The sequence below is a fragment of the Comamonas sp. MYb21 genome, assembly GCF_037479395.1.
In the GTDB taxonomy this organism is placed as follows: Bacteria; Pseudomonadota; Gammaproteobacteria; order Burkholderiales; family Burkholderiaceae_C; genus Comamonas.
On record NZ_JBBGZC010000001.1, the window covers coordinates 48,418 to 69,422 of the forward strand.

Here is a 21,005-nt window from a genome sequence, read left to right on the forward strand (position 1 = left end):
CGCTGATCGTCTGCCTGCCGGCCGCCCCTTTTTTGGAAATCACCCATGCCCCGTTTTGCTGCCAACCTGTCCATGCTCTACAACGACCTGGACTTTCTGGACCGCTTTGCCGCCGCCGCCCGCGATGGTTTCACTGCCGTCGAGTACCTCTTCCCCTACGCCTATGCGCCCGAGCAGCTGGCCGCCTTGCTGCAGCAGCAAGGCCTGCAGCAGGTGCTGTTCAATGCGCCGCCGGGTGACTGGGACCGGGGCGAGCGCGGCATCGCCTGCATCCCCGGGCGCGAGGCCGAGTTCCGCGACGGCATTGCGCAGGCGCTGCGTTACGCCCAAGCGCTGCAATGCCCGCGTCTGCATGTGATGGCCGGCCTGGTGCCTGCGGGCGTGGATGCGGCTACCGTGCGCGCCACCTACATCGCCAATATCCGCCATGCGGCAGAGCAGGCAGCGGCGCAGGGTGTATGCATCTTGCTGGAACCCATCAATGGCCGAGATATGCCTGGCTTCTTCCTGAGCCGCCAGGACCAGGCCCACGCCCTGGTGGCCGAGATGGGCGCCAGCAATGTGCAGGTACAGATGGACCTCTACCACTGCCAGATCGTCGAAGGCGACCTGGCGATGAAGATCCGCCAGTACCTGCCCACAGGCCAGGTCGGCCATATCCAGATTGCCGGCGTGCCCGAGCGCCATGAGCCCGATGTGGGCGAGCTGCACTACCCCTATCTGTTTGCGCTGCTTGACCGCCTGGGCTGGGACGGCTGGATTGGCTGCGAGTACAAGCCCGCACGCGGCGCAGCGCCCCATGCCACCAGCGATGGCCTGGGCTGGCTCAAGCCCTATCTGGCAAAGGCTGAGTAAGCGGCTACACGCACCGCCATGGTGGATGGAGTGCCCTAGAATCCCCTCATCCCCCTTTAGCCGCAGGCCCACCGGCCCGCCGCCATGCGATGCGACCACCAGCGACCGAATCCTTTTTGCAGCGGGTGCGCCAGCACCTGCAGGCACTGCCCGCGACCGAGCGGCAACTGGCCGACTTTGTGCTGGAGTTCCCCGGCGAGCTGGCCAGCTACGCCGGCAATGAGCTGGCCCAGCTGGCGAAGGTGTCGCCCTCGACGGTAAGCCGCTTTATCCGGCGCCTGGGCTATGAGAACTACGAAGAAGCGCGCCGCCAGGTGCGCGAGGACAAGCAAAGCGGCTCGCCGCTGTTCCAGTCGGCGGCCCAGGCTTTTCAGCGCGGGCAGATGCTGGCCACGCACCGCGAGCGCTCGCTGGCCAACCTGACAAACACCCTGGACCAGCTGAGCGAGCCGCAGCTGAGCGAAATCGTGCAAGCCCTCATTGCCGCGCGCCAGGTGCTCATCTTTGGCAGCCGCAGCAGCCATGCCTTTGCGCAGTACCTGCGCTGGCAGATCATCCAGGTGGTGCCCCAGGTCATCAGCCTGCCCGGCCCGGGCGAAACACTTGCCGAGTACACCGCCAGCCTCAGCCAAAACGACTGCGTCATCGTCTTTGGCATGCGCCGCCAGACCCGCCAGATGGCCGCACTGCTGGCCAGCGCCAGCAAGGCCGGCGCTGCTGTGCTGCTGGTCAGCGACCAGGCCTCCCCCCACTATGCCGCGGCCACCTGGTCCATCCAGTGCGACTGCCATGGCCCAGGCCTGTTGGACAACCATGTGGCCGTGATGGCCGTCTGCGACCTGCTGGCTACCATGGTGCTGGAGGCCGCCGGTGCGCCGGGCCGCAAGCGACTGGCGGCCATTGAGCAGCAGCATGAGCAGCACCAGGAGTTTTGATGGCTGCGGGGCTGCACTGGCGCGGTGCAGGCCCGCTGCCCAACCAGTGATCGATGAAGGTCGGGCGACGACAACCACTATCGGACCCCTCGCGACCGCCTACTCGACATTCGACTGGCAGGCCGCAAGCCAAAGAAACGTATGCATTAACAGATCACACTCGACGTCCGATATGACCAGCCGCAAGAGATGTGGGCCGCTGTATTGGCCGCCTACAGAGCCATGCCGGGATGGATTGAATCAGACGATTTTCCGCATTGGTTCGGATCTGAAGGTGATGCGAAGTATGTGACGGCATCCGTGGAGCCCAGTGGGATCGTTTTTGAGGGAGACATGGAGAGCCGCGAATGGGAACAATGGGTCGCTGAGCTGAGCGCTCAGCTCTCGACTGCCCTGGGACGCCCCGTTCGAGACGCGGAGGACTAACGAAGGGTCTTCATCGAAGCTGGGCAACGCCTGCAATACTGGGTCGGCGACCGTTATAGATGGCCAAGAATGACTAACCGGTTTTCGAATCGTCTCGCTACAACGCTAGGCACAGCGCATGATAGACAACAACAAACAAACTTTCGATGATGCCAAGCTCGCCCGCCTCTGCATCGCTTATATCGAGCGAGCCTCGATGAAGCAGGATATTTGGGCCCACACGATGCTATCCAGAGTTGACCCTCGTGTTTTAGACCAATACGAACTCGAGCCGGGCGAATTGCCGATCGTGTCATCCTATTTTTCGTCAACGAGCTGGTCCATTTTGACGTCACGCATGGTGGCCGGGAAGTACTTAACACAGACAATTAAGGTCGCAACAAGGGATATACAGTCTGTCGATTTCGGCGCCTTTAAGGAAGACTCGGTCGGAGTAATGATCCTGAGCACGGGTGACTCAGAGGAGATGAGGCTGCAGTATGAAGCCGGCGCTGCTTCAATGGCGGCCATCCACTATTTTCAATTTTGGCAGCGCAAGGTGCCATACCTACACCTCCTTATAGGTTAGGAGTGATTGAGACGATCCCGCCCGAGGCCAGATGTCTGCTTTTGAACGAACTGAACTTCGGCTTTGGAGCGTTTAGAGCCAGCCACAAGCGACATCGTCCCAGTCCCATCAACACTTCCACTTTGTAGATCGGCCGCTGCAACGCTGGCGCATGGAGTATTTGTGCCCTGGCGCCCTCAGCCCTCTCCCTATTGGTCTCAGCCCCTATCGCCACAGCTACCTACGCAGCCCATCAGCTGCCGGGCCTACCTTAACGTCCCCACCGCCCTGATCCCCAACGCCACCATGGATGGCACGTTGCTTGCTATAGCCTGCTTGGCGCATGAAATTTCAATTTCACATGCACCATATTAGTGAAATACCTATACCAAACTTCGATGAACTGCCCAACACTGGCGCAGCGATCCGATTCGAGCAAGTACGACTCTTCTCAAGGAGCTTTCAATGGCTGGTGGACCTGCACTTTCCTCTGCACCCGACTCTCCCAAGGTGGCCGAACTCGACCAGGCCCTGGACAAGATAGGGGTGACCCGCTCGCACCACACGATCATCTTTTTGATTCTGATTGGCTGCCTGTTTGACAGCTTCGAGCAGAACGCGGTCGGCATCATCGGGCCCATGCTCAAGGAGCAATGGGGGCTGACGGCATCGGACATCGGCATGCTCAACTCGGTGACCTTTGCCTGCGCGGCGATTGGCCGGATCGTGTCGGGCTATATCGCAGACCGCTATGGCCGCCGCGTGATGCTGACGGTGGACCTCTTGCTGTTCACGATTGGTGCGGGCATCTGCGCGATGGCACCCAATCTGGCGGTGATGGCGCTGGGCCGCGCGGTGGTGGGCTTTGGCCTGGGGGGCGAAATCGCGATTGCGGTCACCATGCTGTCGGAGTTCTGCTCGTCCAAGTTCCGGGGCACAGCAGTGGGCCTGGTGAATGTGGGCGCGGGCGGGCTGGGCAATTTTCTGGCGCCGGCCTTTGGCCTCTTGGTGTTCTGGATCTTCCCCGGCGACAACGGCTGGCGCTGGCTCTTTGTCTGCCTGATGGTGCCGGCGCTGCTGGCCGCGTTCTACCGCCGCTATATCCCCGAAACACCACGTTTTCTGCTGTCACAAGGCCGCATTGCCGAGACCAATGCGGTGCTGACGCGCCTAGCCTCAGGCAAGCTGGCGGGTGCTACGCAAGCCAGCCACCCCTATATCAGCGATGACGGCAGCAGCACCACGGCCACCAAGATCAAGGTGCGGGTGACGGAAATATTCCGGGGCGCGCTCGGCCGCCGCACCGTGCCGCTGTGCATCACCATCTGGATGACCTATGGCGCGCAGATTTCGGTGCTGACCTTGATGCCGACGATTCTGGTGGGCTTGGGCTACAGCATGTCCAAGAGCCTGCTGTTCACGATGGTGATGCAAAGCGGCAGCCTGCTGGGCGCGATTGCGGCATCAGCGCTGGGCTTTCACTTTCCGCGCAAACGGGTGCTGACGGCCGGTGCCATCTGCGCATGCCTGGCGGCGCTGACGATTGGCTTTGCCGCCAAGAGCATTGTGGTGCTGCTGATCGCCGGGGCCACCTTCCAGTTCTTTGTGCTGCTGCTCAACACCACCATCTGGATCTATGCGCCCGAGCTCTACCCCACCCGTGTGCGCGCCTTTGGCACCGCCTTCATCCTGGCCACCGGCACGGCCGCAGGTGCGCTGATGCCGCTGGTGGCCGGCCGTCTGTTTGATGGTTTTGGCCTGGGCGGCGTGTTTGGCCTGGCCGCTGCGATGTACCTGATCTTCATCATCAGCGTGCAATGCGTGCCCGAGACCTATGGCCGCTCCCCCGATGCCGAGCCGCTGGCTGGCACGCCTGCCACGGCCCAATCCTAGTTTTGCTGCATGCCCAAAATCCTGCTGATCAACCCCAATGCTTCCGAGGCCACCACCACGATGATGGCCGACATTGCCCAGCGCACGGCGCCTGCGCAGTGGCAGATTCTGCCCCGCACCGCCGGCAAGGGCCCGTCGATGATCGTCAACGCGACCGAGCTGGCGCAAGCTGCGCTGGAGGTGGAAGACTGCTGGCGCGAGGCGCCCAGCGACTGCGCTGGCACCATCATCAGCGCCTTTGGTGACCCGGGGCTGGAGCGGCTGCGGGCCTTGAGCGCCGTGCCCGTCGTCGGCATTGCCGAGGCCTCAATGCTGGAGGCGGCCAGCGGCGGGCGGCGCTTTGGCGTGGCCACCGTCACGCCCGATTTGGTGGAGCCGATTGCCGGGCGCGTGGCTGCCGTGGGTTTGACACACCTCTACACCGGCATCCGCCTGACAGAAGGCGACCCACGTGCGCTGGCTGGTGATGCCCAGGCCTTGGAGGAAGCACTGGCGCAAGCCGTGCAACGCTGTGTGGACGAGGATGGCGCGCAGGCCGTGATCATTGGCGGCGGCCCGCTGGGCCAGGCCGCCATTGCACTGGCCGAGCGCCTGCATCTGCCGGTGATTGCGCCAATACCGGCGGCGGTGCGCAGGCTGGCGCAGCTGATGGGCTGAGCGCGCCTGAGATCAGCCAAGCGGCTGCTAAGAGGCGCTAACATAATCCAGCAAACCGAAGGTTTGCGGTTGAGACGAGGCATCAAGCCGCAGACAGTACAGACGTACGGCAAGGCTTGAGAACGAAGTATCAAGGGTTATGTTAGCGACTCGGTTTAGCCAGCGGTGCGTAGCTGCCAGAAAGGCAGCGCCTGCGGCCCGCACATGCCGCTCGCAATGCGCTGGGCCGTCGGCAGCGAGCCGGTCAGCCCCAGGTGGCCATGGCCCACGGCCAGCCACAGGCCCTGGATTGCATCGATATGGCCAACCACCGGCACGGAGCCGGGCAGGCAGGGACGGTGGCCCATCCAGTGCTGGGCATCCAGGCCGGCCAGGGCCGGGAAGGCCTCGCGCGCAATGCGCTCGATGCCAGCGGCGCGGCGCGGGTTGGGGGGCGCCGTCAGGCCAGCGATCTCGACCGTGCCGCCTACGCGCAGCCCGCCTTCCATCGGCGCAATAAACACCTTTTTGTCGGCCAGCACCACGGTGCGTTCCACCAGGTGCTGGGCACCGGCAAACTGGGCGTGGTAGCCGCGTTGCGATTCGATCGGCAGCAGCATGCCCAGCGGCTTGAGCAGTGCAGGCGCCCAGGCGCCTGCGGCCACGACGATATGCGGCCAGCGCTGCGCATCGAGCGCGGCATTGCCCGTGCGCACGGCCCAGCCCTTGTCATCGGGGCGGATGGCCTTGACCTCCACCTGCACCAGCTTGCCGCCGCGCTGCACAAAGGCATGCAGCATGCTTTGCACATAGCGCAGCGGGTTCAGGATGGTGCCGTGGTCCGCCAGGTAGCGGCCATGGGCATAGCCCTGGGGCGCATGGGGTTCGAGCGCCTCGATGCCAGCGCGGTCCAGCTCCTCGACCTGGTAGCCGTACTTGGCGCGCAGCTGCCAGCCGGTGGCATCCTTTTGCGCATAGTCGGCATCGGGGTAGAGATGCAAATGGCCGCGCCGCATGAACAGCTCGGACACGCCCAGGTTTTGCGCCAGCGCGGCATGTGCATCGACGGCGCCCTGGTAGAGGTCGTTGAGGCGCTCGGCCGCCGCAGCCACCCGCTTGGGCTCGGCCGATTGCGCAAAGGCCACCAGCCAGGATGCTGCCTTGGGCAAGTGCTTCCAGCCAATCGACAGCGGGCCGTCCTGGTCCATCAGCATGCCGGGCACGGTCTTCAAGATGCCAGGCAGGGCCAGCGGCGCGACCGAGCCTGGGCTGATCGCGCCGGAGTTGCCGTAGCTGCATTCCATGCCGGGCTCGCCCCGGTCGATCAAGGTGACGGCCACGCCATAGCTTTGCAGCGCCAGGGCGGTGGCCACGCCGACCACACCGGCGCCGACGACCACCACCTGCTTGGGTGCCTGCACCGGGGCGCCCTGCTTGTTCACTGTCTCTGTCATGTCATCCAATCTGCAAAACCGGCCCAGACCAAGGCGGCCTCGGGCGTGAATCGTGCCTGCGCCAGCTGCTGCTGGACCTCTGCAGCCTGCCACAGCGCAAACTGCGCCACCTCGCCATCCTGGTTGCGGGGCACCTGGCCTTCGGGCACGGTGGCGGCATACCAGTGGATGTCTTCGTACATATAGCCCAGGTCGTCGCCGCCATCGCTGTCGGGCTGGCGAAAGCGCAGCACGCCGCCATGGCGCAGGCCCTGCAAGTCAGCGACGTGCAGGCCGGCCTCTTCCCAGGTTTCGCGCGCCAGCGCTTGGTCCAAACTGTCCTGGGCCGAGACCATGCCGCCCATCAAGGTGTCCCAGTGCAGCGGGTAGTTGGCCTTGTTGGCCGCGCGCTGCTGCACCCACAGGCGCCCATCAGGCGCGATGCCCACCAGGTGCACGGCCAAGGTGGCGATGCCCAGCACGCGCACTGCGCCGCGCTCGACGGTGCCGATGCGGCTGCCATCGACCGCCTGCACGGCTAGCTGCTCGTTGCGCCAGGGGCCGCTGCGGCCCGCATCGCGCAGCGCATCGGCCAGGCGGCCCATCAGCGCCGTCGCGTCTTGCGTGGGTGATTCGAGCAGCCACACCGCCGTGCCTGAGCGCTCGCGCTTGGACAGCAGGGCATCCCCGCCCAGGCGCCCGGCGATGCCGGTCTCGATCAAGAAATGCTCGACCAGGGAGCCAACTGCCTGGCCGTTGACCCAGAGCGGCAGCCGGGGCTTGCGCGGCGGCGACTGCATGGCCCTGCGCGCAGCAGCCAGCCAGGTGGGCGGCTCGGGCGCGAACAGCGGGGGAGAAACAGGGGACATGGGGCACTATCAAAATAAAAGCAGATGGATGTTAGTCCATCTGCGCCTGGGGGCCGCGAGCCCCCGCCCAAAACCCGATGCGGACATCGGCTACGGGAACATCAGGGCAGCAGGATGCTGCTGCCCGTGGTTTGGCGGGCCTCCAGCGCGCGGTGCGCGGCCTGCACCTCGGACAGCGCAAAGCGCTGCGCAATATGGATCTTGACCTGGCCCGAGCCGACAACGGCGAACAAATCATTGGCCATGGCCTGGCAGGCCTCGCGCGAGCGCAGATGGGTAAACAGGCCCTGGCGCGTGACATAGAGGCTCTTGGCCGCCAGGATGGCCGGCGCAAAAGGCGGCACCGGGCCGGAGGCATTGCCAAACGAGACCATCAGGCCAAAGGCGCGCAGGCATTGCAGCGAACCATCCCAGGTGTCCTTGCCGACCGAGTCATAGACGACCTTGACGCCCTTGCCGCCGGTGATGTCCTTGACGCGTTCGGCAAAGTTTTCGGTGCGGTAGTTGATGGCCACCTCGGCGCCGTTGGCCAGCGCCAGCTGGCATTTCTCTGCGGAGCCGGCCGTCGCAATCAGGCGCAGGCCCAGCGCCTTGGCCCATTGGCAGGCAATCAGCCCCACGCCGCCGGCCGCCGCATGGAACAGCACAAAGTCACCTGAATGCAGGCCTTCTGCCGGCTTGGCCTGGCGCAGCAGGTACTGGGCCGTCAGGCCCTTGAGCATCATCGCCGCGCCGGTTTCAAAATCAATGCTGTCTGGCAGCTGGCAGACATAGGTGGCGGGCATCACCCGCACCTCGCTGTAGCTGCCGGGCGGGTTGCTGGCATAGGCCACGCGGTCGCCCACCTGCAGGTGCTGCACGCCGTCGCCCACGGCCTCGACGACTCCGGCGCCCTCCATGCCCAGGTTCAAAGGCATCGGCAAGGTGTAGAGGCCCGTGCGCTGGTAGACATCGATGAAATTGAGCCCGATGGCATGGTGGCGTATGCGCACCTCGCCCGGGCCGGGCGCGCCGACATCCACGTCGACCAGCTTCATCTCCTCGGGTCCGCCATTGCGCGCAATCTGTACTGCCAAAGACATGGGAATTCTCCTGTGTGAACTGAGATAGGTTCGGGGGTAGGTGCTTGGTGCCGTCAGTCACCATGCTGCCACGCTTTCACACCAGCTGCTGTCACGGGGATGTACAGTCTCGCGATGCAACAAAAACTGACACCATCGACCATGGCGCTGCTGACCGCCGCCCCGCTGATGTGGGCGGGCAATGCCGTCGTGGGCCGGCTGGTGCACGAGCTGGTCTCCCCCATGCTGCTGAACTTTGTGCGCTGGCTGCTGGCCTTTGCGATCATGCTGCCGCTGGCCTACCCGCTGCTGCGCCGGGGCAGCCCGCTGTGGCCGCAGTGGAAGCGCTGGTCCATCATCGGCCTGCTGGGCATTGGCTGCTACAACGCCTTCCAGTACATGGCGCTCAAGACCTCGGGGCCCATCAATGTGACCCTGGTGGCGTCCAGCATGCCGCTGTGGATGATGGCCTTTGGCGCGCTGTTCTTCCAGACCCGCATCACGCGCCCGCAGATGCTGGGCGCGCTGTTCTCGGTCAGCGGCGTGCTGCTGGTGCTAAGCCACGGCAGCTGGCAGCAGCTGACCCAGCTGCGCCTGGTGCCCGGCGATCTGTTCATGCTGCTGTCCACCGCCTGCTGGTCGCTCTACAGCTGGCTGCTGGTGCGTACCCCCGATCCGGCCGGCATCAAAAGCCAGTGGGCGCTGCTGCTGATGGCCCAGCTGGCCTTTGGCCTGCTCTGGTCTGGGCTGTTCGCCGCTGGCGAATGGGCCGTGGGCGCCAGCCAGCTGCAGATGAACAGCACCCTGCTCTGGGCCATTGCCTATATCGTCATTGGCCCGGCCCTGGTCGCCTACCGCTGCTGGGGCATGGGCGTGCAGCGCGTGGGCCCCACGGTGGCGGGCTTTTTTACCAACCTCACGCCGCTGTTTGCCGCCGTGCTGTCGGCCGCTTTTCTGGGTGAGCCGCCCCGGCTCTACCATGCGGCGGCCTTTGTTCTGGTGGTCGCCGGGATTGTGATCTCGTCACGCCGGGCCTGATGCGGGCTGGCCCAGGCGTTTACAACCTGCTACGGAAAGAACGCGGGCTTCACACTGGCGCCCTTGCGCAAGCGCACAGTGCATCCCATATGCGGTGACACCACCACCTGCGAGGATGCCGAGATGAACGCGCAAGAACAGACCCTGATTGAGAACCTCTTCCAGCAACTGCGCCAGTTGGATGGCCAGCCCAAGGATGGCCAGGCAGAGGCCTGGGTACGCCAGCAGGCCCAGCAAACCCCGGATGCGCTCTATTGGCTGACCCAGCGCGGCCTGCTGCTGGAGCAGGCGCTGCAACAGGCCCAGCAGCAAGAGGCGCAGTTGCAGGCGCAACTGGTCGAGGCCCGGGCTGCTGCCGCTAAACCGGCTGGCGGCAGTTCCAGCTTCTTAGGTGCCGGGCTGGACACGCATTTTGGCCGCAGCCCCGATGCCAACCTGGCCAGCCGCAGCCCCGCGGGCTATGCCCCCAGTTATCCGCCCAACAGCGCTGCGCCCGCAGGCTATGGCGATACGCCAGCCCCGGCCAGCACGGGGCGCTGGTTTGGCGCGGCCCCGGCAGCAGCCAGCCAGGCTCCATCTCCCATGCCTGCACAACCCAGCGCTGGGTCGGCAGCGGGTGGCTTTTTGGGCCAGGCCGCTGCCTCTGCCGCCGGTGTGGCGGGTGGCATGCTGCTGTTCAATGGCCTGAGCCACCTCTGGAGCAACCCCGCGCAGGCGGCAACCAACCCCAGCCATGCGGCCAGCAGCAGCCCGGCTGCAGACAGCGCCAGTACGGCCAACACCAGTAGCAGCAGCGGCGACAACGCAGGCCTGGACCAGCTCGCCCAGCAAGCCGGGCGCGACCATGTGGACTCGGCCGCCAACCGCTGGATGCCCGATTCGGACAGCGGCAGCGGCAGCAGTAGCAGCCAGGACGTGGCCGACTATGACAGTGGCGACGATGGTTTTGACTTCTTTGACGACGACCAGGCCTGATTGCCGTCAGCCTCAAGTTCAGACGTAAAAAAACCGCCCGGGCAGTTTCTCGGGCGGTTTAGCTTTGGGCTTGCGGCGGCTTAGAAAGTACCGACGTAGGAGCCGCCGTCCGGCAGGATGTTCTGGCCGGTGATATAGGCTGCCTGCTGGCTGCACAGAAACGCGCAGATCGCGCCAAACTCATCGGCGGTGCCGTAGCGGCCGGCAGGAATCTGCTTTTGCTGCGCCTCGCGGATATCGGCTTCGCTCTTGCCGGTCTTGCTGGCAGTGGCCGAGATCGTGGCGGCAATGCGGTCGGTGTCGAACTTGCCCGGCAGGATGTTGTTGATGGTCACGCCCTTGCCGGCAATGGGGCTGCGTGCAACGCCGGCGACAAAGCCGGTCAGGCCGCTGCGCGCGCCGTTGGACAGGCCCAGGATATCGATGGGGGCCTTGACGGAGCTGGAGGTGATGTTGACGATGCGGCCAAAACCGCGCTCGGCCATGCCATCGATCAAGGTCTGGATCAGCACAATGGGGGTGAGCATGTTGGCGTCCAGTGCCTTGATCCAGGCCTCACGGTCCCAGTCGCGGAAATCGCCAGGTGGCGGGCCGCCGGCATTGTTCACCAGAATGTCAAAGCGCTGGCCCGGGCCGCCTTGGGCATTCAGCACCGCAGCACGACCGGCTTCGGTGGTGATGTCTGCGGCCACGGCGATCACCTGGGGTGCCACGCGGCCGGGTGCGGCTGCCGCCCACATCGCGGCCATCACCTTGAGCTGGCGCGCGGTGTCCTTCAGCGCTTCTTCGCCACGGGCGTTGATCACCACGTTGACGCCCTCATTGACCAGCGCCTGCGCGCAACCACGGCCCAGGCCCTTGCTGGCCGCGCAGACCAGAGCCCATTTGTTGGCAATTCCAAAATCCATATTCAAATCTCCTTGTGGGTATAGATGCTATGTCACAAACTGCAGAAGTGCTGGCGCTGCTCGCCTTGCCCTTGTGAGTCGCCAAGACGACCCAGAAAACCGGCGGTTTGCGCTGGAGGCGCAGGGCAGTCGGCGAGGCCGTGAGGCCACGGCGCATCCTGTGTTGACGACACTTATTGTCTTTTGGCCTGGTGGGTGAACACATAGATGCCGGTCAGCACCAAGGCCGTGCCGCCCACCATCACCGGCGTCAGCGGCTCGCCCAGCAGCCACACGCCCATCAGGATGGTCGACAGCGGGCCGATCATGCCGGTCTGGGCGACGGTGGCGGCGCCCAGGCGCTCAACGGCCAGCATCACCAGCAATACCGGCACGGCGGTGCACAAGGTGGCGTTGAGGACGGACAGCCAGATGACGGCCGCATCCACCTGCGCGGCCTGCAGCGGCCGGGTCAGCAAGAACTGGGCAATGCAGAACAGGCAGGCAAAGCTGGTGGCCAGGCCCACCAGGCGCAGGGCGCCCAGGCGTTTCACATACTGGGCACTGTAGACCAGGTAGATGGCATAGCTCACGGCGCTCAGGAACACCAGGGTGGCGCCCCAGCCCACCTGTTTGCCGGCGCCATGGGTGTAGAGCTCCATGCCAAACACCAGCATCACGCCGGCATAGCTGATGGCCAGACCCAGCAGCTGGCGGCCGCTGGCCACCTTGCGGTAGAGCAGCCAGCCCAGCGCCAGCACCAAGGTGGGGTTGAGGTAGAGGATGAGCCGCTCCAGGCCCGCGCTGATATAGCTCAGCCCGGCAAAATCCAAGTAGCTGGAGAGGTAGTAGCCGCAAAAGCCCAGCGCAATGACGGCCAGCCAGTCGCGCAGCGACAGCGCCGGTTTGCCCCGCCCGGCCCACCAGGCCATGATGACAAACAGCGGCAGCGCAAACAGCATGCGGTACATGATCAAGGTGATCGCATCGACCCCATGGCGGTAGGCCAGCTTGACGATGATGGCCTTGCCGCTGAAGGCAATGGCCCCCACCACGGCGCAGACCATGCCGGCGCGGCGCACACTGGGCGTGAGCACCGCAGCCGGTGCAACAGAAACAGACAAGATAACTCTCCAAGAACCAGTCAGTGCTGGTGCGCCGACCCATGGAACAAACGGTGGTGCATGCGGCGAATCGACCACCAGACGCCCAAGCCTATCACCGGGATGGCCAGCGCCGCCGTCGTTTCTGGCGACAGAGGCCACCCCCATTTCTGCAGGCCCTTGGCCAGGTAGCTGATCAGGCCGGTGAAGTAGTAGGTGATGGCCGCGACCGACAGGCCCTCGACGGTGGACTGCATCTTGAGCTGCAGGCCCTGGCGCTCGTTCATCGCCTTGAGCACCGCCTGGCGGCCCTGCTTTTGGCTGATGTCGACCCGCGTCTGCAGCAGGTTGCTCAGGCGCGATACGCGCTGGGACAGGGCTTCGAGCCGCTGGTGCGCGGACACACAGGTGTTGCGCGCGGGGGTCAGGCGCCGGTCCATAAAGTCGCCAATGGTCTGGTAGCTGCCCAGGCGCGTCTCCTGGATATCGCCCACGCGCTGCTGCACCAGTGCAAAGTAGGCGCTGCTGGCCGAGAAGCGCGAATGGTGGGCGGCGTACTGGCTCTCGACCTGGGCAGCCAGGCGCGTGAGCTGGTCGAGCAACTGCGGCTCGCTGGCCGCTCCCGCGCTGCGGATGGCTGATGACAGCTCGGCCAGCTCGGACTCGGTGCTGGCGAGCTTTTCCATGGTCTCGCGCGCCGCAGGCAGGCCCAGCAAGGCGGCCATGCGGTAGGTCTCGATCTCCAGCAGGCGCTGCACTAGGCGCCCATTGCGCGCGGCTGACAGGCCCTGGTTGAGCACAAAAAGGCGCGATGCGCCATCCGAATGGATGGAAAAATCGGTGTAGATCTGCGCCTTCTGGTCGGAGGCCTTGGAGGCGACGAGCTTGTCCTCGTACAGCCAGCGCTGCTCAACCTTTTTCTCCAGCGCGGGCGATGCGGGCAGCACCCAGGCATTCATTGCCAGCAGGCAACGGCCCGGCAGGCCGGCCAGCCACTGGGCGGGCACCAGGTCGCTGGCAGACGGCAGCTCGGCCTCGTCCAGCGCCTCGGGGCGGATGGGCACCATCCAGGTCCAGGAGACAAACTCGGTGTGCAGCTCCCAGCGCAGGCGGCCATTGCCCAGGTCCAGGCGCAGGTGGTTGGCCTCGGCATCGGGCACGGGCAGCTGCAGATCGCGCAGCAGCTGGTGCAGCCACTGGCGGCTGGCCGCGCGCTCGGCGGCATCGGCCCACATCACCGTGCAGAACACCGCAGTGTTGTCGGGCAGGGCTTCAGGGGGGCGGGAATGGACTTCGTTGTGCAGCGCACGGCGCAGGTCGTGCTGCTGCAGCAGAGGCAGGTTTTTCATGAAAGACAAAAAGCGGCAAACACCAGACGGCAAGCCGTCGAACTGCTGCAATTGTCGTGCCAAGCCAATACTTGTGCAGGCGCCCGATAAAAGCGGTGCACCCGCCCCTGGGTGGGATTAGCGCGTTACTGCGGCACCTCAAAGCTCAGGGTCGCGGTGTGGCGCACCTCGTCGTACTGCTTATCGCCCAGCTTCACGCTGCCGTTGTTGACCCGGGCCGTGACCTCCAGCACATAGAGGCCGGGGAAGGACGGCGTAAAGCTCACGGTGCCATCCTTGGCGGGGGCCAGCACGCGGCGCCAGCCTTCGCTGGTGTCCACATTGACCTGGCTGGCCGCCACGGGCCGGCCCTTGAACATCAGCTGGTAGGTGTTGCCCTGGGGCGTGGTGGGCACCAGTTCCAGGTCATTGACGGCCTTGGTTTCCTGGCGGCCAAAGCGGGCCTGGTAGTAGGTCAGCACGCCATCGCTGCCCGCGCGCGTCGCGGCAAAGCGCTGGTCGGCCGGGGCGCCCTCTTCCTTGGCCAGGACATAGGGGTCCGCCGATGCGGGCACGCTCTTGCCTTCTGCCACCACCTGGCGCGGCTCGCTCAGTTCGCCAAGCGCCCCTGGCGCCTTGTGCAGCTCACCCACTTGGGCGCGCGTCTGGCCGTTCTCGGTCTGCAGCCACAGGTAATCGGCATGGGCTGGCAGCACGGCACCGATGCTGGCCGACACGGCCAAGGCCGCCGCAAGCAGCGGGCGACACAGGGTGGATGGTTGGTTGTTCTTGGACATAGCTCCTCCTCTTGGGCTGAATGGCTGGCTGGCGGGTTCCCTGCCGCATGCGCGGGGCATGGGCAGGCAATGGCTGGCTCTGGTTGGCAATCGCCTGGGGCGCTGGTTGCAGGCCCCCGGGGCAAGCTGTGGTAGGTGCCCTGCATGGCACGCCCACCCGCTTGCGGATCGCAACGCGCAGCCTAACGCAGTTTGCGTGGTGCAAAACCCGAACCCTGCCGTTTTTTGGACAAGTGCGGGCTCTGCCACGGCGCGTTGGCAGTTGAGCGGCCGATTACAGCTTGGGCGTGTACTTCAGGGTCAGCATGGCATTGCGCGGATCGCCATAGGTGCCGCCGGTGTAGCCGACAAAGCCCGGCAGGATGTAGTGCTTGTCAAACAGGTTGTTCACGTTGAGGGCGACGCTCACCTCAGGCGTGGCCTGGTAGGCCAGGCGCAGGCTGGTGATGGTGTTGCCCGCAACCTTGAAGGAGCGGTCATAGCTCAAGGTATGGCTTTGCGCCACGACGCCAGCGCCCACACTCAGCCGGTTCCAATCGCCCGGCAGCTGGTAGGACAGCCAGGCGCGCAGCATGTGCTTGGGCGTCCAGGTGCTAAAGACCTGGCCCTGGTTGGTCGGGTCGTTCAGGAACTTGCTGGTGTTGAAGGTGTAGCCCACCATGGCCTGCAGGTTGCGCGCCACTTCGCCGCTCACTTCGGCCTCCACGCCCTGGCTGCGCACCTTGCCGGCCGAGGTCGAGCAGTACCAGCCGTCGCAGGCATAGCCGGAGGCCAGGTCGTTGACCGCCCGGTTCTTGTGGTCGTAGCGGAACAGCGCCAGCGATGTATTGAGCTTGCCGTTCATCAGCTCGCCCTTGATGCCCAGCTCATAGTTGCTCCCGGTGATCGGGTCGAGCACCTTGCCGTCCACCGTGCGCTCGGACTGGGGCTCGAACACGCTGGTGTAGCTGCCGTACAGCGACCATTCGGGCGTGAGCGCATACACCAGGCCGGCATAGGGGGTGATCTCGCCCGATGTCGTGGTGACCTGGCGCTCACCGCTGAGCGCGCTGGTGTAGAGCGAGTCATACCAGCTGGTGCGAGCGCCCACAATCGCGGTGAGCGGCTCGGTCAGCCGCGTGCGCAGGCTGCCGTAGATGCCTTTTTGCCGCACATCGTAGGCCGACTTCCATTGCCCGCCACCGGCGGCCAGCAGGCTGTCCAGGGTCGGCTCGGGGCGGTGGTGGTCGATGTCAAAGAGATTCGCGCCCGCCGTGAAGGTGCGGGCATAGACATCGTTGGAGCGGTACTTGGAATAGTTGGCACCCAAGGTCACATCGTTGCGGAAACCAGCGAGGTCAAAGCGGCCGTTGATAAAGGCATCGAAGGCCACTTTTTTCAGGTCGAAGTCGGTGTACCAGTTGTCATAGGTTACGCCACTGCCATCGGGCTCGACCTTACCGGTCATGCGCTGGTGCAAAGAGGCGTTCTGCTCGCTCACATGCAGCGCCGACACCTTCAGCTTCCAGTCGTTGTTGATGCGGTGGTTCAGGTCGGCATAGACCGTCGTTTGCTTGACGTTGGAGCGGTTCCAGTCGGAGCCGGTGAAGGTCGAGCGCGGCAGGTCGGTCATGCTGCCATCGGCATACAGCGGCAGGCCCATGATGAAGGGGCGGCCCTTGCTGTCGAGCTGGCTGACGCCAAAGCCTACCGTGGTGTCAGGGCTGATGTCGTAGTCCAAGGCGGCATAGAGCGAGCGTGTGCGCTCATTCACATAGTCGACAAAGGAGTGGCCGCGTGACTCATCCACCACCAGGCGGCCGCGCAAGCTGCCCTCGTCATTGAGCGGGCCACCGGCATCGAGCTGCAGGCCATAGCGGTCCCAGGATCCGGCGCGGGCGGTGACGCTGACGGTCTTCTCGCGCTGGCCACGCTTGCGCACCAGGTTGACGGCGCCGCCGGGGCTGCCGGTGCCCTGCAGCAGGCCCGAGGCACCACGCAGCACTTCCAGCCGGTCATAAAAGACCATGCCTTCGGTGCTCCAGTTGCCCAGCGAGTAGTGGTTGCGCGGAATGGCCACACCGTCGTACTGCCAGGCATCGATCTGGAAACCGCGTGCGGACAGCACCATGCCCTGGCCCACCCCTTGCACGCCCATGGTGCCGGTGACCTTGTTCATCGCATCGCGCAAGTCGGTAATGCCCTGCTCATCGAGCTGTTTGCGCGTGACCACGCTGATGGACTGCGGAATGTCCTTGATCGCCTGGTCACCCTTGTTGAGGCTGACGGCCGAGGCCGCCAGCGAGCCCGAGCCTTCGCTCGTGGCATTGCGCTCGCCTTGCGCGGTCACCGTCACCGTGGGCAAGGTGCTGGTGTCGGCGGCCGAGGGCGTCGCCTTGATGACCAGGGCCTCGCCCTGGCGCAGCGCCATCAGGCCGCTGCCGGCCAAGAGGCGGTCAGCCGCTTGCTGCGGGGTGAGTGTGCCGGAGACGGCGGGCGCCGTCTTGCCCTCGACCAGCGCCGGGGCAAAGCCGATGGACACGCCCGTGGCTGCGGACAAGGCCTGCAGCGCCGAGCCCAGTGGCTGGGCCGCAATCGACAGGCTGCTGGCCTGGTGGGCAGGCGTGGCAGCCTGGGCATGTGCCGCCAGCGGCATGGCCAGCACCAGGGCGGCGGCCAGCGCCAGCGGCGCAGGGTGAAAGCGGGCCATGGTGGCAACCGATGCACCAGCGGAGCGGGAGGGAGAGCGGGGGGACAAACGGGGTTTGGACATGGTCAGGCAATGCAGTAAATAAATCTCATTACCTTCTATGACGCACCGGGCTCGCAGAACTGCACCCCGCTTTTTGCACTTTTTGGAATTATTTTTTCTCGGACTTCGCGACGATTTCGGCCCGGCCCCCAGCGCTGGGCACCAGGCGCACCGGCAGCACCAGGGTCAGCATATGGGCAAACTCGGCTGGCCTGGCCGTCGCGTAGCTGCCGCCAAGGGGCAGCGCGGCCACAGCAGGGTCGCGCACCACGAGGCCGGTGGGCCCGTAGCGCTCCATCTCCTGCAAGGCCTGGGCCAGCGGGGTGTTGTCAAAGCGCAGCAGGCCCTTGCGCCACAGGCCCACGCTGTCGGGCGCCACGCTGCCCACGGGGGCCAGCAGGCCATTGGCCGCCACCTGGGTGGTTTGGCCAGCCGTCAGCAGCAGCGCAGTGGCGGGGCTTTGCGCCGCTGCCACGCGCACCCGGCCTTCTTGCACCTCGACCCGCACCTGGCCGGCGTCCACGCCGTCTTGGCGGTAGCGCACCGCAAAGCGCGTGCCCACTACGCTGACGCGGGCCGGGCCGGCCTGCACCTCAAAAGGCTTGCTGGCATCGGGCGCCACGATGAACATGGCCTGGCCATAAGCCAGCTGCACCTCGCGCCGGTTGCGGTAGAGGCGCACCTGCGCATCGGTATCGGCATCGAGCTCCAAGGTCGAGCCATCGGGCAGCTGCAGGCTTTGGTGCTGGCCGCGCTGGACGACATAGTGCGCGCTGTAGACCGGCTGCACCCACTGCTGCCAACCCAGGCCCAGCGCCATCAGCAGCACGGCGCACAGCGCCAGGCCACGCGGGCCGGGACGCAGCGCCTGCAGCCAGGTCCAAGTGCGGCCTGGCGTTGGTTGGGCGGCTGCAGGTCTCGACGGTGCAGCAGCGGCTGCGGGCTGGGTCGCCGCTGGGCTGGCGCGCCACTGGGCCACCGCGTCTGCGGGCAGCGCGCGCAAGCGGGCAACACCTGCATCGATCCGGGCAAAGGCCTCGGCATGGTCGGGGTTGGCGTGCAGCCATTGCGCCAGCTCCGCCTGCTCAGCCGCGCCCAGGCCCTGCTCCTGGCGCGTATGCCACTGCGCGGCCTGCAGCGCCACGGCATCCTGCTCGCCCCAGAAGGCTTGCAGCGCGCGCTTCTCCGCCGCCTCGTCAAAAGGCGGGGCGGATGCGTGGGCGGGCGAGGTGGAAAATCGGCTCATCTCAAAGCTATAGACGCATGGGCGCGGAAAAACTGCATGTCGGCCCCGCGCTGGATGGGATCAATCACCATGGTCCAGCTCCTCTTTGCGGGCCGCGCAGGCGATCTTGCCACGGCTGATGTACTGGTTGACCATGCTGATCGACACGCCCATGCGCTCGGCGATCTGCTGGTTGGACAGCTCGTCGAACAAATACATGCAAAAGGCCTCGCGGCAGCGCGGTGGCAAGGCCTCGATGGTGGTCAGATAGGCCTGCACCGTTTGCGACGAGGCATAGGCCGCCTCGGGCTGCAGCCGCTGGGGGCTGGCCGGTTGCTGGGCCTCATCGAGCGCATCGATGTCCTCGTGCTGGCGCAGCTGGGCGCGCCGGTCCAGGTCGATCTTGGCGTTCAATGCCACCTGCTTGAGCAAGGCGGCTGGCTGGTCGATCACCTTGCCGGCGCGCTGCATGCCCAGCACGCGCGCATAGCTCTCCTGCGCCAGGTCGGCCGCAGTGTCGCGGTCTCTGACCTTGCGCAGGCAGAAGTTCAGCAGTTCTCGGTAATAGCGCTCAAGCACAAACGGGCATCGCCCCATGGAAAGCCAAGGTCGCCATCGGTGGTCCGGCTTTCGCCCCTCAGATGGGAATAACTCTCATTATCACCGATAAGCCACGACATTCTTGCCCTGCAGAAATGGAAAAAGGCACCCAAAGGTGCCTTTTCATGCTGCAGCTTGGCTGCGGGCGATCAGTCTTCTTCGACGAAGGCCTCTTCGCGCCTCTTGCTCACCGCTGGCAAGCAGACTACCACCAGCAGAATGGCAGCTGCGATCAGCAGACCGGCAGAGATCGGACGGGTGACAAACACCGACCAGTCACCCCGCGAGAGCAGCAGGGCACGGCGCAGGTTTTCTTCCATCATCGGGCCCAGGATGAAGCCCAGCAGCAAGGGAGCAGGTTCGGTACCGAGCTTGTGGAACACATAGCCCACGAAGCCGAAGATACCCACCATCCACACGTCCCAGCTGTTGTTGTTGGTGCCGTACACACCGACAGCGCAGAACAGCACGATCGATGGGAACAACCAGCGGTAAGGCACGGTCAGCAGCTTGATCCAGACGCCGATCAGCGGCAGGTTCAGGATGATCAGCATCAGGTTACCGATCCACATCGAGGCAATCAGACCCCAGAACAGTTCTGGGTTGCTGGTCATCACCTGGGGACCAGGCTGGATGTTGTGGATGGTCATCGCACCCACCATCAGCGCCATCACGGCATTGGGCGGAATACCCAGGGTCAGCAGCGGAATGAACGAGGTCTGCGAGCCGGCGTTGTTGGCCGATTCTGGCGCACACACGCCACGGATATTGCCTTGGCCGAAAGGAACTTCACCAGGACGCAGCTTGGTCTTCTTCTCGATCGTGTAGGCCGCGAAAGCCGACAGCATCGCACCGCCACCAGGCAAGATACCCAGGGCCGAACCCAGCGCCGTGCCACGCAGCATCGCGGGGAACATCAGCTTGAAGTCTTCCTTGGTGGGCATCAGGCCAGTCACCTTGGCAGCAAACACTTCACGCTCATCGTCAGGCTTGGACAGGTTGGCGATAATTTCACCGTAGCCGAACACACCCATGGCGATCACGACAAAGTCGATACCGTCGGTCAGCTCAGGAATGTCGAAGGAGTAACGGGCCACGCCGGAGTTCACGTCGGTACCCACCAGGCCCAGCAGCAGACCCAGCACAATCATGCCCACGGCCTTGAGCAGCGAGCCCGAAGCCAGCACCACGGCGCCAATCAGGCCCAGGGTCATCAGAGAGAAATACTCGGCAGGGCCGAACATGAAGGCCACTTCGGTCAGCGGAGGAGCGAAAGCGGCCAAGATGATGGTGCCCACGCAGCCGGCGAAGAACGAGCCAATGCCTGCTGCCGCCAGTGCCGGACCAGCGCGTCCCTTGCGGGCCATCTGGTAGCCGTCAATCACGGTCACCACCGAGGATGACTCTCCCGGGAGATTCACCAAGATCGCCGTGGTGGAGCCGCCGTACTGGGCGCCGTAGTAAATACCGGCCAGCATGATCAGCGCAGCCACGGGTGGCAGTGCGTAGGTGGCAGGCAGCAGCATCGCGATGGTGGCCACAGGGCCGATACCAGGCAACACGCCAATCAGGGTACCCAACAGACAGCCGACAAAGCAGTAAATCAGGTTTTGAAAGGTAAAGGCAACACCGAAACCGGTGGCCAGGTTGTCAAACAATTCCATGG

18 protein-coding genes are annotated in these 21,005 nt (G+C 64.9%); 7 read left to right on the plus strand and 11 right to left on the minus strand.

All coding sequences use genetic code 11. From position 1 onward, the window contains the following. The first annotated feature begins 45 nt into the window (after positions 1-45). From otnI to WH367_RS00240, 5 genes are all read left to right on the plus strand, one after another. Positions 46-855, plus strand: a complete 810-nt coding sequence (gene otnI / locus WH367_RS00220; RefSeq protein ID WP_339533626.1) for a 2-oxo-tetronate isomerase — start codon at positions 46-48, stop codon at positions 853-855. Positions 856-944: 89 nt separating this feature from the next. Then, complete coding sequence (locus WH367_RS00225) at positions 945-1,790, plus strand: MurR/RpiR family transcriptional regulator (RefSeq protein ID WP_339533628.1); 846 nt, start codon at positions 945-947, stop codon at positions 1,788-1,790. Positions 1,791-2,334: 544 nt separating this feature from the next. After that, positions 2,335-2,784, plus strand: coding sequence for a hypothetical protein (locus WH367_RS00230; RefSeq protein WP_339533629.1), 450 nt, complete (start codon positions 2,335-2,337; stop codon positions 2,782-2,784). A gap of 444 nt (positions 2,785-3,228) precedes the next feature. Then, positions 3,229-4,656, plus strand: coding sequence for an MFS transporter (locus WH367_RS00235; protein WP_339533630.1), 1,428 nt, complete (start codon positions 3,229-3,231; stop codon positions 4,654-4,656). Between the two features lie 9 nt (positions 4,657-4,665). Further along, positions 4,666-5,313 (plus strand): aspartate/glutamate racemase family protein, encoded by a 648-nt coding sequence (locus WH367_RS00240; RefSeq protein ID WP_339533631.1) that lies wholly within the window; start codon positions 4,666-4,668, stop codon positions 5,311-5,313. Positions 5,314-5,468: 155 nt separating this feature from the next. Here the strand turns inward: WH367_RS00240 and WH367_RS00245 are convergent, their stop codons facing one another. From WH367_RS00245 to WH367_RS00255, 3 genes are all read right to left on the minus strand, one after another. Beyond that, positions 5,469-6,746, minus strand: coding sequence for an NAD(P)/FAD-dependent oxidoreductase (locus tag WH367_RS00245; RefSeq protein WP_339533632.1), 1,278 nt, complete (start codon positions 6,744-6,746; stop codon positions 5,469-5,471). Next, positions 6,743-7,594, minus strand: a complete 852-nt coding sequence (locus WH367_RS00250; protein WP_339533633.1) for an NUDIX hydrolase — start codon at positions 7,592-7,594, stop codon at positions 6,743-6,745. Before WH367_RS00250 ends, WH367_RS00245 begins: the two co-directional genes overlap by 4 nt. A gap of 101 nt (positions 7,595-7,695) precedes the next feature. Then, positions 7,696-8,676: a quinone oxidoreductase family protein gene (locus WH367_RS00255; protein WP_021027201.1), complete on the minus strand. Its 981-nt coding sequence runs from the start codon at positions 8,674-8,676 to the stop codon at positions 7,696-7,698. A gap of 114 nt (positions 8,677-8,790) precedes the next feature. On the opposite strand from WH367_RS00255, the gene WH367_RS00260 reads away from it, so the two are divergent. Next, positions 8,791-9,693 (plus strand): DMT family transporter, encoded by a 903-nt coding sequence (locus tag WH367_RS00260; protein ID WP_312990384.1) that lies wholly within the window; start codon positions 8,791-8,793, stop codon positions 9,691-9,693. Between the two features lie 123 nt (positions 9,694-9,816). Further along, on the plus strand, positions 9,817-10,668 hold the full coding sequence (locus tag WH367_RS00265) for a DUF2076 family protein (protein ID WP_339533635.1): 852 nt from the start codon (positions 9,817-9,819) through the stop codon (positions 10,666-10,668). Positions 10,669-10,748: 80 nt separating this feature from the next. On the opposite strand, the gene WH367_RS00270 is transcribed toward WH367_RS00265, so the two are convergent. The 8 genes from WH367_RS00270 to WH367_RS00305 form a co-directional block, all read right to left on the minus strand. Further along, a complete protein-coding gene (locus tag WH367_RS00270; protein ID WP_021027203.1) occupies positions 10,749-11,576 on the minus strand; it encodes an SDR family oxidoreductase in 828 nt (275 codons plus the stop codon). Between the two features lie 173 nt (positions 11,577-11,749). Beyond that, entirely contained in the window at positions 11,750-12,622 is an 873-nt protein-coding gene (locus WH367_RS00275) for a DMT family transporter (protein WP_339534114.1), read from the minus strand. A 77-nt stretch (positions 12,623-12,699) separates the two neighbouring features. After that, entirely contained in the window at positions 12,700-14,007 is a 1,308-nt protein-coding gene (locus WH367_RS00280) for a DUF3422 family protein (RefSeq protein ID WP_021027205.1), read from the minus strand. Between the two features lie 125 nt (positions 14,008-14,132). Further along, on the minus strand, positions 14,133-14,783 hold the full coding sequence (locus WH367_RS00285) for a hypothetical protein (RefSeq protein ID WP_339520285.1): 651 nt from the start codon (positions 14,781-14,783) through the stop codon (positions 14,133-14,135). Positions 14,784-15,057: 274 nt separating this feature from the next. Then, positions 15,058-17,472, minus strand: coding sequence for a TonB-dependent siderophore receptor (locus tag WH367_RS00290; RefSeq protein WP_339533638.1), 2,415 nt, complete (start codon positions 17,470-17,472; stop codon positions 15,058-15,060). 151 nt (positions 17,473-17,623) lie between these two features. Next, positions 17,624-18,760, minus strand: coding sequence for a FecR family protein (locus WH367_RS00295; protein WP_339533641.1), 1,137 nt, complete (start codon positions 18,758-18,760; stop codon positions 17,624-17,626). A gap of 60 nt (positions 18,761-18,820) precedes the next feature. Further along, a complete protein-coding gene (locus WH367_RS00300) occupies positions 18,821-19,318 on the minus strand; it encodes a sigma-70 family RNA polymerase sigma factor (RefSeq protein ID WP_339533643.1) in 498 nt (165 codons plus the stop codon). Between the two features lie 170 nt (positions 19,319-19,488). Continuing rightward, the gene (locus WH367_RS00305; protein ID WP_339533645.1) at positions 19,489-21,003 is read right to left on the minus strand and encodes a tripartite tricarboxylate transporter permease; all 1,515 of its coding nucleotides are present in this window, start codon (positions 21,001-21,003) and stop codon (positions 19,489-19,491) included. Positions 21,004-21,005: the final 2 nt, after the last annotated feature.